General features: G+C 50.2%; 13 protein-coding genes and 1 pseudogene. 6 read left to right on the plus strand and 8 right to left on the minus strand.

Translation table 11 applies throughout. The annotated features are described in order from the left end of the window. Positions 1–136: 136 nt before the first annotated feature. Positions 137–1,132, minus strand: coding sequence for a D-glycero-beta-D-manno-heptose-7-phosphate kinase (gene rfaE1 / locus M0R70_08555; protein MCK9419411.1), 996 nt, complete (start codon positions 1,130–1,132; stop codon positions 137–139). Positions 1,133–1,196: 64 nt separating this feature from the next. Further along, a complete protein-coding gene (waaF, locus tag M0R70_08560; GenBank protein MCK9419412.1) occupies positions 1,197–2,210 on the minus strand; it encodes a lipopolysaccharide heptosyltransferase II in 1,014 nt (337 codons plus the stop codon). Positions 2,211–2,471: 261 nt separating this feature from the next. Here waaF and M0R70_08565 point away from each other — a divergent pair, with 261 nt between their 5' ends. The 3 genes from M0R70_08565 to M0R70_08575 all read left to right on the plus strand — a co-directional run bounded on the left by M0R70_08565 (position 2,472) and on the right by M0R70_08575 (position 4,670). Next, positions 2,472–2,654, plus strand: coding sequence for a ferredoxin (locus M0R70_08565; protein ID MCK9419413.1), 183 nt, complete (start codon positions 2,472–2,474; stop codon positions 2,652–2,654). Between the two features lie 196 nt (positions 2,655–2,850). Further along, positions 2,851–4,233, plus strand: a complete 1,383-nt coding sequence (locus M0R70_08570; GenBank protein MCK9419414.1) for a diguanylate cyclase — start codon at positions 2,851–2,853, stop codon at positions 4,231–4,233. Next, positions 4,230–4,670, plus strand: a complete 441-nt coding sequence (locus M0R70_08575) for a tetratricopeptide repeat protein (GenBank protein MCK9419415.1) — start codon at positions 4,230–4,232, stop codon at positions 4,668–4,670. Before M0R70_08570 ends, M0R70_08575 begins: the two co-directional genes overlap by 4 nt. 81 nt (positions 4,671–4,751) lie before the next feature. On the opposite strand, the gene M0R70_08580 is transcribed toward M0R70_08575, so the two are convergent. The 4 genes and pseudogenes from M0R70_08580 to M0R70_08595 all read right to left on the minus strand — a co-directional run bounded on the left by M0R70_08580 (position 4,752) and on the right by M0R70_08595 (position 7,975). Beyond that, entirely contained in the window at positions 4,752–5,627 is an 876-nt protein-coding gene (locus M0R70_08580; protein MCK9419416.1) for an ABC transporter ATP-binding protein, read from the minus strand. A 22-nt stretch (positions 5,628–5,649) separates the two neighbouring features. Beyond that, entirely contained in the window at positions 5,650–6,498 is an 849-nt protein-coding gene (locus tag M0R70_08585; GenBank protein MCK9419417.1) for a hypothetical protein, read from the minus strand. Continuing rightward, a complete protein-coding gene (locus M0R70_08590; GenBank protein ID MCK9419418.1) occupies positions 6,495–7,286 on the minus strand; it encodes an ABC transporter permease in 792 nt (263 codons plus the stop codon). Before M0R70_08590 ends, M0R70_08585 begins: the two co-directional genes overlap by 4 nt. 593 nt (positions 7,287–7,879) lie before the next feature. Further along, positions 7,880–7,975, minus strand: a pseudogene (locus tag M0R70_08595) (prepilin-type N-terminal cleavage/methylation domain-containing protein). A 359-nt stretch (positions 7,976–8,334) separates the two neighbouring features. On the opposite strand from M0R70_08595, the gene M0R70_08600 reads away from it, so the two are divergent. The 3 genes from M0R70_08600 to mqnC are packed head-to-tail and all read left to right on the plus strand — an operon-like array spanning position 8,335 to position 11,695. Further along, complete coding sequence (locus M0R70_08600) at positions 8,335–9,480, plus strand: amidohydrolase family protein (GenBank protein ID MCK9419419.1); 1,146 nt, start codon at positions 8,335–8,337, stop codon at positions 9,478–9,480. A 30-nt stretch (positions 9,481–9,510) separates the two neighbouring features. Then, a complete protein-coding gene (gene mqnE, locus M0R70_08605) occupies positions 9,511–10,584 on the plus strand; it encodes an aminofutalosine synthase MqnE (protein ID MCK9419420.1) in 1,074 nt (357 codons plus the stop codon). Between the two features lie 34 nt (positions 10,585–10,618). Next, a complete protein-coding gene (gene mqnC / locus M0R70_08610) occupies positions 10,619–11,695 on the plus strand; it encodes a dehypoxanthine futalosine cyclase (GenBank protein ID MCK9419421.1) in 1,077 nt (358 codons plus the stop codon). A gap of 274 nt (positions 11,696–11,969) precedes the next feature. Here mqnC and mtaB read toward each other — a convergent pair whose 3' ends face one another. Then, the gene (gene mtaB, locus M0R70_08615; protein MCK9419422.1) at positions 11,970–13,244 is read right to left on the minus strand and encodes a tRNA (N(6)-L-threonylcarbamoyladenosine(37)-C(2))-methylthiotransferase MtaB; all 1,275 of its coding nucleotides are present in this window, start codon (positions 13,242–13,244) and stop codon (positions 11,970–11,972) included. Further along, entirely contained in the window at positions 13,235–14,545 is a 1,311-nt protein-coding gene (miaB, locus tag M0R70_08620; protein MCK9419423.1) for a tRNA (N6-isopentenyl adenosine(37)-C2)-methylthiotransferase MiaB, read from the minus strand. Before miaB ends, mtaB begins: the two co-directional genes overlap by 10 nt. Between the last annotated feature and the right edge of the window lie 45 nt (positions 14,546–14,590).

The following is a 14,590-nucleotide window of genomic DNA, read 5'->3' on the forward strand; positions in this document are numbered from 1 at the left end:
GCGGTTACGGAGACGACGCCCGTTTCGGTTTTAGGAGTTCGTCGTTCGTCTTAAAACGTCACCGTTGCCTTTTAACACGATACGGGCTTCGTTACCGCTTTACGTGACCGTCGGCATTGACTGCTGCCCCGTCACTTTATCCCGATAGTATTCGATTCTTCAACTCTCCGGGTTTAACAACGGCTGTGCCCACGACTCCGACCACGATCCCCGCTGCATAATTCGAGATCCTGGCGGCATCCACCATGCTTGCGCCGGCCGCCATGCCGAGAGTGAGCGCGCTGATAACCGTATCTCCGGCGCCGGTAACATCAAAAACCTCGCGCGCAACGGTCGGGATGTGGGTCACCCTGCCTCCGCGCTCAAAGAGGCTCATCCCCTGTTCACCGCGGGTGATCAGCACTGCCTCGCATTTCAGCCGTCTGAGCAGAAGCGCGCCCGCCTTGAGCAGGGATCGTTCGTCATCGATCTCTATTTTGGAACCTGTGGAGGCTTCGTTGCTGTTCGGGGTAAGTATGGTGACCCCGTTGTACATGTCGAAGTGGCTTACTTTGGGGTCTACGGACACGATTACCTTGTGTTTTTTCGCGAGTCTCACGATGTCCCGTACGAGCTCGCTGGTAACCATGCCCTTGCAGTAGTCCGAGAGCACAATTGCGTCAAGTCCCTCTTTGACCTGCCGGCTGACGTAATCAAATATTCTGCGATGTGCTTCCCGTTCGATCCTCTCTTTCGTTTCACGGTCAAATCTGACAACCTGTTGACTATGCGCCAGGACACGGGTTTTGATCGTGGTAGGCCTCGCCGGATCAATGATGATCCCTTCGGTACGAATCCCTTGTTTAAGAAGCAGATGAAGTAGTTGCCTGCCCGCTTCATCCTGGCCGATCACGCCGCAGACGCTTACCGCGCCGCCGAGGGCCTGGATATTATTCGCCACATTGGCCGCGCCGCCCAGAAGCAGATTTTCCCGCGTGACGTTCACAACGGGCACCGGCGCTTCAGGCGATATCCGGGACACCTTTCCCCAGATGTAATGGTCAAGGACGATGTCTCCGACAACGAGAACCCGGGTAGTTGGAAACCGATCAATGTATGCCGTCAGGCGCTTGCTGTCTTTTTTAGAGATCATAGATTGTCTGCAACGAAATTTCTTGAGTGTTCTTATTGAGTAGCGTTTTCGCATGAACAGGGTTCTATTCAGTGGCTTTTCCCACGACCCTTTTGACCGCGTTGAAAACCTCATCCACGGTGATGTCCGCCATGCATGCGCGGGTGCCGAGGAGACATTGTTTTTCCTCGCACGGAACGCAGGCGAGGCCCTTGAGAATGACGTGATGTCCCCTGCCGATCGGCCCGGTGCGACGGGGGTCAGTGGAACCGAAAAGTCCCACAACAGGTGTTTGTACCGCTGTTGCGAGATGCAGCGGTCCGGTATCTGCGCTCACGAGACAGCTGCATCTGGCCAGTAATGCCGCGGATTCCAGGATAGACAGATCGCCGGCGGCTGAAACCGCCTTGTTTTTCATGTCCGCCAGAACGCTCAGGACCAGTTCCCGGTCCTCGTTTCCTCCCACAAAGATCACCTGCGCGTCAAGTTCATCGATCAACCTGTCGGCGAGCGACGCAAACCGTTCGGGAAACCAGTTTCTCGCTGGTCGTGCCGCTCCCACGCCGCAGTTCAGCGCTATGAGAGGTCTGTCCGCGTCAATGTTCCGCGTGGTGAGAAAGCGATCAATATTCGCGAGTAATTCGGGAGCAACCTGAAGCTCGATGCTGTCAACAGGAATATCAATGCCAAGCGGCCGTAACGTTTCCAGAAAATTATCCGCCGCATGGAGCCGTCGTTCTCCAACCCCTGACCTCTTCTGTTTTTGATATACGAGTACCTGTCGCGCGCCGGACAGCCGCCGCAGCACCATCGAACGAAGAGACGGTTGCATATCAATAAACAGGTCATAGCGCTCGTTCCTGAGGCGCCATCCGAATTCGATAAAATCCTTCAAATGTCTTTTAAGCTTCGCTTTATCGAATACCTGGACACGGTCCGCGTCTGGAGTTCCCTGAACGAGCGGCTCTAATCCTGGAGAGACCACGACCGTGACATGCGCTGCGGGAAACTTCTTTCGTAATGCCTTCAGAGCCGGAAACGTGTGGAGCAGATCCCCAATCGCTCCCGGTTTGAAAAAAAGCACTTTTTGCATTTCCATTTCGGGCTCATTATATGTTAATGCCCTGAATTTGTAAAGATAATTTTGGAAATCAGGGGATACAGAGCGCAAGATCGCGCGCTGTATGAGGTATATCATAGCAATATTTAAGCAGATCGTTTATAAATGAGCTTGAAATCATCAGGGAGAGCAGGTACTATTTAACCGGTGATGTTGATGAAACTTCACGAAACATCAGGATGCGAACGGTGTTCGGTCTTGGAGAATATATTGGTCAATCACGAAAGGATGGAGATACCTATGGCTACCCCGATAGTTGATATGGACCTCTGCATCGGTTGCGGACTTTGCTCGGAACTGTGCCCCAAGGTTTTCGAGCTCCGGGACGATAAGGCATGGGTCGCCAACGCGAATGCCTGTGATACCTGCGATTGTCAGCAAGCGGTTGACAGCTGTCCCGTCACGGCAATAACATTGGAATAATGAACACCTCTTTCTATTCCTCATGCCGGGGCGATCAATCGCCCCAATTTTATTAGCTACCGGCCGGCTTACCCCTGCCCTTTTGCGTGCTTCACCTTCGGCATCATAAGAGGTTTCCCGTGTAAAAATCCAGATTAATATTGACAATGCCATAAATGTTTGTTAATCTAATTACATATACTTTTACTTATTACCCATGAATATCCCCTTTCTTCCCGAGATATTGGAAAAACTGGTCCCAAAAAGGCTTTTTGCACGGCTTAACATCGCCAGTAAAATGCTTTTAGGATACATGTCGCTCGTGGTGCTGACCGTTATCGTCGTTGTCTATGCCCTCATCAGCCTGCAGAGGATCAATGCCCTGAACAGAAGCATTGTGAAAGTCGATATCATCATACAAGAATCATCCGACAAGATGCTTGATGCCCTGCTCGGCCAGGATATGTATGAAAAGCGGTATTTGATCCTCAAGAGCAGAGACATGCGGGATCTGTTTGCAAAACGGGGAAAGGAATTCGACGCGTGGCTTACCACCGTCAAGGACCTTTCCAACACTGCCGCTCTTCCCACGAAATCAATTGAAGACCTTCATCTGAAATATACTGATCTCTTTTCCAGGGAGATCCAGTTGGTCCGGTCAAACAAGGTCGATCAGGCATACGCTGTCTCGAACCAGGAAATGAAAAATATTTTCGACAAGCTCGTCGAAACGCTCAAGGCGATGTCCTCAGCCGCCAAAGAATCCCAGGACATGAAAATGAAACAGATAACCACGATCGGCAGCAGGGCCTTCCTGACAACGGCTGTGCTCTGCCTGATCAGCATCATTGCAGGGGCCCTGGCAGGGCTTGTCGTTACCCATCATATTTCCTCATCGATCCACAAATTAAAAGAAGCGACCGAGCGCATATCTGAAGGGAATTTCGATTACGATCCCAGGATCACCACAGAGGACGAGATCGGGAGCCTTTCAAATGCCTTTTTGGCCATGGGGAAACGGCTTAGAAAACTCGAGGAAATGTATCTGGATGCCAGTCCTCTTACCCGCCTGCCGGGCGGCATCGCCATCGAGAATGTGCTCAAAAAACGCATAGACTCCAACCAGCCGATCGCATTTTGCGTGCTCGACCTTGACAATTTTAAGGCATTCAACGACCGGTACGGTTATGCGAACGGCAGTGAGGTCATTAAAGAGACCGCGAAGATCATCGAGAGCGTGGTAAAGTCCACGGGCACGTCCGATGATTTTATCGGACATGTGGGTGGTGACGATTTCGTGGTCATCACGACTCCGGAATATATGCGCACGATCTCCACGGAGATCATCAGCCAATTTGACAAGCGAATACCCGACTTCTACGACCGCGAGGAACGGGCGCGCGGCTATATCCTCGGGAAAACAAGGCAGGGTATCGAGATGGAGTTCCCCATTATGAGCATCTCCATTGCCATTGTGACGAATGAACATCGGAAACTCACCAATCCCCTGGAAGCTTCGGAGGTCGCGGCAGAGTTGAAGGACTACGCCAAATCGATACCGAAAAGTGTTTTTGTTGTGGACAAGCGGAGGAATGCGTGAAGAAGGTTATTGTGCTGCTCGCAGTAATCTGGTTTTCCGGCTGTGCCATGACCGGCTATGTGGCCGGACCGGGAAAGCAGTTTCGGGATGCGGCTGTCTCCGTAAAAGAGCAACGATACAAAGAGGCTGCCGCGGCTTATACTAAAATTGTGACCGACTCCCCTGACTCCGCACTGGCCGCTGACGCGCTGTTCGAGCTTGCCCTCGTCAATGCGCACCATGATAATCCCCAACGGGACTATGCTCAGTCAACTCGTTCGTTCTCGGAATTTATCAAACGCTATCCTGATAACAAAAGAGCCGACGAAGCACGGACCTGGATTTCAGTGCTCAAAACCGTCCAGGAGCTGAAAAAACAGAATGAACATCTTAACGAGAGCATTCAGGAAATAAAACGGCTTGATATCAGGCATGAGGAGAAAAGGAAGCGAAAATAGAATATGAGATAGAATCAACCGTTACAAAACCGACTGCCTTGGCACCCATTTCATGGTAGCTCTATCAGGACCAAGATATTTTCACCTTTTCCCCTCACGAACAATATCCAGAAAGAACGCCTCCAGATTTTTTCGTTTCGGATCGATCAGTGTTATTTCCTCACCGGCCATCTGGATCTCGGACATTACTTTCGACAGTTCATCCTTGGAAACCTCGATCTCTTTCAGTTTTTCGGAACCGGGAACCCTGATACGCAGATGATATCCGACAATGCCCTTGGTCAAAATAGAGTCCACGAACTCGACACGCTGCAGGGTACCGTTCACAATGATCCCCACACGATCGCAAACCGATTCCACATCGGAAGTGATGTGGGTGCTGAAAAATACGGACTTGCCCTTTTCCTTGAGCTCCAGGATGATCTCCTTCACCCGTGCGCGGCCGATCGGATCAAGCCCGCTCATCGGCTCATCAAGGATCAGCACTTCCGGGTCATGGATCAGTGCCTGGGCAAGGCCGAGCCGCTGGACCATCCCCTTGCTGTAACCGCGCAGGGGACGGTCCCCTGCCTCCACGAGCTCCAACAGTTTCAAAACAGTCTCGGACTTTTCACGCAAAATGGTGTCATCCATGCCGAAGGTCTTTCCCACAAACAGAAGATATTCCCGGGCGGTCAAAAAATCATAGAAGGCAGGGTTCTCGGGCAGATATCCGACCTGTTTTCGGGACACATGCGAGTGGACTTCGTGCCCCATGAGGTATGCATGACCACTGGTGGGACGGATCAAGCCCATCAGTATCTTGATCATCGTGCTCTTGCCCGCGCCATTCGGTCCGAGAAAACCAAAGACCTCTCCTGCGCCCACCGAGAAAGACACCTCCTTCAGCGCGTCGACCGCGGGGCCTCTGGCTATTTTAAATGTTTTAGATAGATTTATGATTTCAATGGCTGTCATGGTTAGTCCTCGTGTTCTCTCTTCATTTCTTCACAACACCAAACGCGAATTTGCTCGTACTCCGCACCATGCCCTGGTTATCAATGTAAAACGTCCCTCCATAGGGATCAACAGGGAGTTCCTTCAGATACCCCTTCCCAAGAAGTTCGTCTACCGAAGCAGGATGTCTGTTGAATTTCCCTCGGTAAGCTTCCTTCGCCTGCTCTACTGTTCTGACCGATTGAAATGCCTTCAGCCTTGTTTGGAGTGACTGTTTTACCGCCTCGTTTCCGGCGCCTCTGATCATTGTCGTCAAATACGAGATCGCCATGTCCGTCCTTCCGGACTCATACATATACCTGCCCGCAAGATTCATGGGCAGATCGGTCCCAAGCAACTCCCCCGCCCTCTTATAATAGATGGCGGCATTTGCATAGTCCTTGAGAAAAAAAGCATAGTTAAACCCTGCAAAATAAGGAAGATAATAATCCCAGTCACGGTAACGCATCCCATATTTCAAGAGATCGTTCGCCATTTCTACCTGTTGGGCGTCCCACACAAGCACAGCCTGGGCAAAATAATAGGCATCCATGTTATACGGATCGAGTTTTACGCACGCGCTGAGGGCCTGAAATATTCCGGGATAATCAACAGTGACGGCGATCTGATTCTTGGCCCGTTCCACCAGCCCACCGTAATAAATCATTGTTTTCATCATGAGCGCGGCGGCAAGCGCCTGTTTTTGATCAGCCGAGACAAGCCGCATGAACTCAGGCGAAGGAACATAACCCATCTTCTCGACAAATGGCTTGTTCTTCATATAGGTGGTAAAAGGGAAGAGGACAAGCAGGTATGAAGAAATGAGGATCGGCAAGAGAACACGGCTGTTCATTGCATCTCCCGGCGGGAAAAAATTACCGCTGACAGCGCAAGCATGACCGCGGTGTAGATCACAAAATAGACGCAGATCCATATCATGCCGGATAGAGAAGGACTGATGCCGTATACGGCATTTACTTCGAAATCAAAGGCGCTGAAATTCGGAAGAAGATAGTAGAGCGTATTCGCTATATTTTTTACGAAAGGCGAAACAGTCAGGACCGTCGAAGAATGGAGATAGTCATATACCTCCTGAGTTGCGCTTCCAACGATAAACAAAGATATGGTGCCGAAGATCGGGAGAAAGAAAGAAGTGCTGACTGCCGAGATAAGAAAGGACACCGCGATCACCAGGATATATTTCAGGGAGCAGAAAAAAAATGCCAGCACTATATTTGTCCAGACAAAGGGGCGGAGCGATGGATAGACCCCGGCAGAGGACCAGATCACGGCGCTCGCGATCAGGCCGAGTATGGCCGTGGTAAGTACAATGAAAGCGGCAATACCAAAAAATTTCCCCACAAGAAAAGAAGCTCGCGTCAGGGGCAGACTCAGAACGCTGAATGTATACCGCCGCTCAATGTCTTTCCAGAGGGAGGTCCCTCCAAGAAAAATTGAAAGAAGCAGGAGCGTAAAAGAGAGGAGTGAAAGGGAAAGGGAGATCGAGAGCTCCGTCACCTGTCTCATCGAAAGTGAACTGATTGACGGAATGAGAGGGAAAAGGACACCGGCCATCATAATGCCCCTGAAGACCCTGTCACGCAGGATACCTTTAAATGTCACAAAAAATATTTGCAACATGATTAGCCCCTTTTGCATTGCAACAGGGTCATTATAATTAAAAAACGAGGGTTGGTCAACACCAACCCTCGGGACGGTTTTTCATTTGCATGTTTACATCATGATGAAGTTTTACTTTATTGGCTGAATCCACTTACAGTTGTTGTTGGATTGGATATTGCAGTCTCCGGCCAAGTGGTAATACTTTTCGCCCACGCTTTCTTCCATATCCCATTATACGAATCATGAATCTGGTACTCGTAACCCGCGCCTGTGGCAGAGGAAGCATGTGCTGATGTACAGTTATAATTAGTAGTAGTTGAGGAAGATGAGATTGTTACATTCAGTGATGGTGTAAACGGTGCTCCACCGATAGTCGCGGGCGACGTTGATGTGATCGATGTAACAGCATAAGCTGTTACACTAACGGTCAATGCAATAGCAATGATCATTATAATCGAGAATGTTTTCATGTGATTAAAGCTCCTTTCCTGGAAATTAGCTTAGAGTATAGGATACTGCTGCAAATCCGCCTGCACTGATTCCAACGAGGTCCTGAGGTTTCTTAAGTCGGTCTGAGCTGACGAGTTGTAAGCCTTTACACGATACGCGGAGAACTGCGGGATGGCGATGGCCGCCAGAATGGCGATGATGGCCACCACGATCAGGAGTTCGATGAGGGTGAAACCTTTGTTATTTCCGGTCTTCATTTTTTAACCTCCCATTTAATTGATTTGTTTGACTGCATTGTGTGACTGTTTTGGTTCAGGCCCCTTTATGGCAACTTCACCCCCTTTCAATGGCCTTCAATTTTCACTTCTTTAAATAGCACAATACGTGCCAGTATTTTAGCCCGGTTAATCAATGCATTAGCTATAAGTAATTATTTTATTGGACTGTATTTGTCACAATGAGCTGACAAAATATGGCAGTTTGTGTTTTCTTGACAATATTTCCCTTGAATGGTAGCATCATCACCATTATTATGATTATAACGTGTTCAAAATTAATTAGTTTCAGGCAAGATAGGGCTCCGATCAATAATGGCGCACTTGTCATAAACAGAGGTATGATCAAAGCTGTCGGTACGGCAGACAGGATCACTCAACGCTTTCCCCGCCATCGTATTATCCATCTGCAGAATACCATACTTATGCCGGGATTGATCAACTCACATACGCACCTTGAGCTGCCTGATCTTTTGAATAAAATTCGAACCAGCGAGTTTGCTGACTGGATACTCAATCTTATCCGCTTGAAAAAACGTCTTACTATCCTCGATTATGAAACCGCCACGAAAGAAAATATCCGTACACTCATTCGTACCGGTACGACCACTGTCGGAGAGATCTGCACGCATGACGTGAGTCCTGCTCTTATCAGGACAAGCGGGTTGCGGGCGATGGTGTTTCATGAAATAATTAAAATGGGATCAGGGGTCAGGGGTCAGGGGGCAGGGATTCAACTATCTCGCAGAGCAGATTCAGCGTTAATAAAATACGGACTTTCACCTCACACGCCCTATACGGTTTCTGAATCAGTACTGCGAGATATGACAATACTTGCCAATAAGAAACATCTCCAAATCGCAATGCATGTTGCAGAATCCAAAGACGAGACCAAACTACTGCGGAGAAACAAAAGCAGTCTTGAAAAGCTCTATAAACTTGCCTCCTGGGACCTTGACTGGGCGCCGGAGGGCTCTTCGTCCTTTGAGTTTCTCAAGAGGATCGGATTCCTCTCCTCTCGCCTTCTGGCTGTTCATGCCGTGCAGGTAACGGATAAAGATATTGAATTGATCAGAAAGTCAAAGGTGTCCATCGCTCATTGTCCGAGGAGCAATAAGGAAACAGGCGTCGGCAGAATGCCGCTGAAAAAGATATTGAACGCCGGCATCACCGTCGGTCTCGGCACGGACAGTCTTGCGAGTTCGCCGAGCCTGGGTATGTGGGACGAGATGCGCTTCGCATACCACCTGCACCGTCGTGACGGCATTACGGCAAAAGAGATCTTCGATCTGGCAACCATCGGCGGTGCGAAAGCACTCGGTCTGAACAAAGTCATCGGCACGCTCGAACCGGGGAAAAAAGCTGACATCATAGCAGTGCCGATACCAAAGAAAAATACAGGTGACCTCTATTCCGACTTGCTCCGAGAAACGAAATCCTGTACTATGACCATGGTCAACGGGAAAATTCTGCACAAAATTTGGTAACTCCAACCTCCCCGCTCGACACTACAGAATATGAACATTGACACTATCAAAGAAAAAGTCCTATCCAACCAGCGGCTCACGCGCGAAGACGGCATTGCGCTTTTCAAATCGAACGACCTGCTCGCGCTCGGTCGGATGGCCGACCATGTCGCACAGCATAAGAACGGCAACCAGGTCTTTTTTGTCCAGAATATGCACATCAATCCAACGAACATCTGCGTGAACCGCTGCAAATTCTGTGCATTCAGCAGGAGCAAAGGCGAACCCGGCGCGTACGAGATGAGCATCGACGATATCCTGGACAAGGCGCGCAAAGCCGGAAAAGGCGTACGTGAGTTTCATATCGTATCCGGCCTCCACCCGGACCTGCCTTTTGCATGGTATCTTGACATGCTCGGCGCCTTGAAAAAAGAATTCCCAAAAATACACCTCAAGGCATTTACCGCCGTGGAGATCGATTACCTGGCGAAACTTTCCGGTCTTTCTGTCACTGATACGTTGAAGCAGCTCCGCGATGCCGGTCTCGGTTCTCTCCCCGGCGGCGGCGCCGAAATATTCAATACCACCGTACGCAATACTTTATGTGCAGAGAAGATCAGCGGCGACCGCTGGCTTGAAGTTATCGAAGCCGCGCACAATATAGCCCTCAAATCGAACGCCACCATGCTCTATGGACATATTGAGACCTATGAGCACCGGATCGACCACCTGCTCAGGCTCAGGGGCCTCCAGGACAGGACCGGCGGTTTCCAAGCCTTCATCCCCCTGAGTTTCCATTCGCAGAACACGGAAATTAAAAAATCCGCCTACACAACCGGTTTTGACGATCTCAAGACCCTCGCGATCTCGCGGCTGGTGCTGGACAACTTTGACCACATCAAGGCGTACTGGGTCATGCTGGGAGAAAAGATAGCGCAGGTCTCACTCAACTTCGGCGTAGACGATCTGGACGGCACTGTGGTGGAGGAACGCATAACCAAGGCGGCGGGCGGAACAACGGATGGGAGCATGACCAGGGACGAGATTGTGCATCTGATCAAACAAGCGGGTCGAATACCCGTGGAACGGGACACGGTGTATAATGTCGTGAAGGTTTGGAAGTAGATTAGTTCGGAGTTCAGAGTAAAAGACGACATCAATGAAACCAAAAGCAATCAATCTCATTATTAATAAAGTGGAATCAGGCAGGCGTCTTGACAGCGATGAAGGCCTCATCTTGTTCAAACATGCCGACCTTCTGACCCTCGGCGAACTCGCGAACCAGGTGCGGAAACGCCTTCATCCCGAACGCCTCGTGACCTTCATTATAGACCGGAACATCAACTATACCAATATCTGCGTGAATAAATGCAAATTCTGCGCGTTCTATCGCGAAGCCGACAGTCCGGAAGCTTACATCCTGTCAAAGGACGAGATTTTCAAAAAGATCGATGAGACAATAGCACAGGGCGGTACACAGATACTCATGCAGGGAGGTGTGCATCCGGATCTTGGCATAGACTATTTTGAAGACTTGTTCAGGGCCGTTAAGTCGCGTTATACAATCCAGATCCATTCGCTTTCACCTTCTGAAATATCGTTCATCGCAAAAAAGGATGCCTTAAGTATTAAAGATGCACTCATTCGTCTCAAAGCATCGGGCCTGGATTCCATTCCCGGCGGAGGGGCCGAGATCCTGGTCGACCGGGTCAGAAAAAAAGTTAGTCCGAATAAGATCAGGTGGCGGCAATGGGCCGAAGTTATGAAAGAAGCGCAAAAACTCGGCATGCCCACGACTGCAACCATGATGTTCGGCAGTCTTGAAACAGATAAAGAGATCATTGAGCATCTGGTCAGGATAAGGGATATTCAGGAAGAAACGAAAGGGTTTACGGCGTTCATCCCCTGGACCTATCAGCCGGGGAATACCGAACTCGGCGGGCGATCAGCAACAGCCGTGGAATATCTGAAGGTCCTCGCACTTTCGCGCATCATGCTCGATAATTTTCAGAACATTCAAGCATCATGGGTGACACAGGGCGCGAAAATAGCGCAGGTTGCTCTTGAATTCGGTGCAAATGATTTCGGCAGCACCATGATCGAAGAAAATGTTGTAGCCGCGGCAGGAATTACTTTCAGAATGACAAAACAGGAGATCATAAGTATTATAAAAGACGCAGGCTATACACCTGCTCAGCGGGATACCAGATATAATATCCTGAAAAAAGAAGATTGATCGATGTACTGACAGAGTGAATAATTATTGAGTCTTGATGAATTTCACGTATCATTTCCGGGGCAAATAAATGTCGAAACGCGCGTTATAAAGCATTCAACCAGGCTTGAATCAGAAATACTTTATTAAACTAGCGAGTTACATTTCCTTTGCACAAAAAATGTGAACAACCTGTTACTAAGTCTGTGAATATCTTTTTTCGGGACGCTGTCTCAGCACAGTAAATGCAAATCGCACAATAAATAGGCAGGCAAAACTTAATTAAAATAATTAGTTATAAAATTAATCCAAAATTTCCCTGTTCTTTTACCTCGTTGATCATTATGTTGATTTTTTTACCGATATCTCCTGTTTTTGCCCCACTGATCATCACGCGGATGTAATTATCCGTTAATCCGGTCAACAGTCCCGTATCACGATCAAGCTTGTCCTCGACGACAACATTAAGCTTCGATCCCTGATGCTTTTTCCTGAATAACAGATTTTTATTCATGCCAAGCCTGCGGAGAGATGCACTGCGTTCCTTTTTGATCGGTTCCGGTACCTGGCCCTTCATTTCCGCCGCAGGTGTGCCGGGACGAGGCGAGTAACTGAAAACATGCAAGTGCGTTAAAGGAGATCGTTCCACGAGGCTCATGGTGTTCTGAAACTCTTTTTCGCCTTCTCCGGGGTATCCTACGATTATATCCGCCCCAAGAGCAACGCCGGGGACCCGTGACGCGATCTGTTCAAGCAGGTCCTCATAGAAACGGGAATTATAGTTCCTTTTCATGGATGCTAAAATTGAATCATCACCGCTCTGAAGCGGGATGTGCAAGTGCCTGCAGAGCCCCTGACCGAGATAGTTGATCATCTCCCGGGTGATCTCGTTCGGCTCGATGGAACTCAGACGTATCCGTGTCCGGCCTCGCGCTTGAACAAGCGTCAGGAGCATGTCTGTCAGGCTGATGCCTTCTTCCAGATCAGAACCATATGACCCGACATGGACACCGGTCAATACAACCTCGGGACATCCCCTGTCTACAAGATGTTTGAATTCACGAAGCACGACACCGGGCTTAGCGCTGCGGGAACCGCCTCGTGCGAGCGGAACAACGCAATAGGAGCATCGGTTGTCGCAGCCATCCTGAATCTTCAGAAATCCCCGCGTTCTCGTGTGCAGGGCATTGAGCGCACGTTCGGAAGCGGGCAGGCTTTCCGGACTGCCTGCGGAAGCCATGGTCATCACCTGATCGGAGATCCTGGCCTTATCGCGGTTCCCGATCACCAGTCCGACTCCCGGTATCTTTTGTATCTCTTCGGGGCGCATTTCAGCGTAGCATCCTGTTACCACGACTCTGGCGCCATGGGCCCGCCGTACTGCCGAGCGGATCAGCTGCCTGCTCTGCGTGTCGCTTTTGGCAGTCACCGAGCAGGTGTTGATGATATAGACGTCGGCCTCGGCGTCAAAGGGCACGACGCTGTTTCCCCGGGAGAGAAGGTCCTGCTGCAGGGCGTCTGTCTCGAACTGGTTGATTTTACATCCGAGGGTTGTAAAAGCTATTCGCATAACTGTCCGGTGAGGGAATTCATACCTGCCGCGACGATCTTGACTCTAACGAGTGAACCGATGTATGCGGCCGGCGCATCGATGTTCACCGCCTTGTTCCCTCTTGTCCTCCCGCTCAGCGTCCCGCCTTTTTTACTCAAACCATCGACAAGGACCTCCTGAACTGAATTGACGAGCTTTTCATTGCTCCGGGATGTCATTTTTCCCTGAAGGTCCAGCACCCGCGCGAGCCGCTTTTCCTTTACATCATCGGGCAGGTGATCGTTCAGCTTGAGCGCGGCCGTGCCCGGCCGTTTCGAATACTTGAAGGCAAAGATGCCGTCATACTGCACTTCTTCAAGCAGATCCATGGTCATTTCAAAATCCCGTTCCTGTTCTCCCGGGAATCCGACGATGATGTCCGTGGTGAGCGTAATATGCGGTACGGCCTTCTGCATTCTCTTTACCTTGTCCAGATACTCTTCACGGGTATAGCGCCTGTTCATGGCGCGAAGGATGTCGTCAGAACCGCTCTGGACCGGCAGGTGCAGAGACTCGCATACCTTGGGAAGGTCGCGGAGTGCAGTGATCAGGCCGTCCGACAGGTCCCGGGGATGGGACGTAACAAACCGTATCCGCTCGATATCAGGAACATCGTTGACCGCTCGCAGAAGAGACGGGAAATTCACATCCCCTTCCAGTCCCTTGCCGTACGAGTTCACGTTCTGCCCCAGCAGGGTCACTTCCTTGTAGCCGTTCCGGGCGAGTTCGCCCACCTCGCCCACGATATCCACAGGCAGCCGTGAACGCTCCCTGCCGCGCAGATAAGGCACGACGCAATAGGTGCAAAAATTGTCGCATCCGTACATGATGGATACCCAGGCCTTTAATCGGTCGGTCCGTGTGGTGGGAATGCGTTTACGGTGATATTCAGGGTCTCCCGCAATATCGATCACCGGAGCGGACCAGGAACGCTTCTTTTCGACCATTTCCGGGAGTCGAGACAGGTCCGAGGGGCCGAATACCATGTCCACATAGGGCGCGCGGGAGAGGATCTTCGCGCCTTCCTGCTGTGCAATGCAGCCTGCCACGGCGATCTTGAGGCCCGGTCTCTCGTCTTTGAGCTTTTTCAGCCGCCCCAGTTCGCTGTAAAATTTCTGTTCGGCTTTTTCGCGGATACTGCACGTGTTCAGGATGACCATGTCCGCATGTTCCACCGTTGAAGCGGACGTGCATCCCTGTTCTTCGAGGATGCCCGTCATGCGTTCGGAATCGTGCTCGTTCATCTGGCAGCCAAAAGTAATAATATGAAACGATTTCATGGGGTCATTATAATACGCGGGAGGGTGTTAAACAAGAGGTATCTG

Source organism: Nitrospirota bacterium, assembly GCA_023229435.1.
Lineage (GTDB): Bacteria > Nitrospirota > UBA9217 > UBA9217 > UBA9217 > JALNZF01.

Coding starts and splice junctions, on each gene's coding strand:
- rfaE1 (MCK9419411.1), bottom strand. CDS start 1,132: ATGATCTCTAAAAAAGACAGCAAGCGCCTGACGGCATACATTGATCGG.
- waaF (MCK9419412.1), bottom strand. CDS start 2,210: ATGGAAATGCAAAAAGTGCTTTTTTTCAAACCGGGAGCGATTGGGGAT.
- M0R70_08565 (MCK9419413.1), top strand. CDS start 2,472: ATGGCTACCCCGATAGTTGATATGGACCTCTGCATCGGTTGCGGACTT.
- M0R70_08570 (MCK9419414.1), top strand. CDS start 2,851: ATGAATATCCCCTTTCTTCCCGAGATATTGGAAAAACTGGTCCCAAAA.
- M0R70_08580 (MCK9419416.1), bottom strand. CDS start 5,627: ATGACAGCCATTGAAATCATAAATCTATCTAAAACATTTAAAATAGCC.
- M0R70_08585 (MCK9419417.1), bottom strand. CDS start 6,498: ATGAACAGCCGTGTTCTCTTGCCGATCCTCATTTCTTCATACCTGCTT.
- M0R70_08590 (MCK9419418.1), bottom strand. CDS start 7,286: ATGTTGCAAATATTTTTTGTGACATTTAAAGGTATCCTGCGTGACAGG.
- M0R70_08600 (MCK9419419.1), top strand. CDS start 8,335: ATGATCAAAGCTGTCGGTACGGCAGACAGGATCACTCAACGCTTTCCC.
- mqnE (MCK9419420.1), top strand. CDS start 9,511: ATGAACATTGACACTATCAAAGAAAAAGTCCTATCCAACCAGCGGCTC.
- mqnC (MCK9419421.1), top strand. CDS start 10,619: ATGAAACCAAAAGCAATCAATCTCATTATTAATAAAGTGGAATCAGGC.
- mtaB (MCK9419422.1), bottom strand. CDS start 13,244: ATGCGAATAGCTTTTACAACCCTCGGATGTAAAATCAACCAGTTCGAG.
- miaB (MCK9419423.1), bottom strand. CDS start 14,545: ATGAAATCGTTTCATATTATTACTTTTGGCTGCCAGATGAACGAGCAC.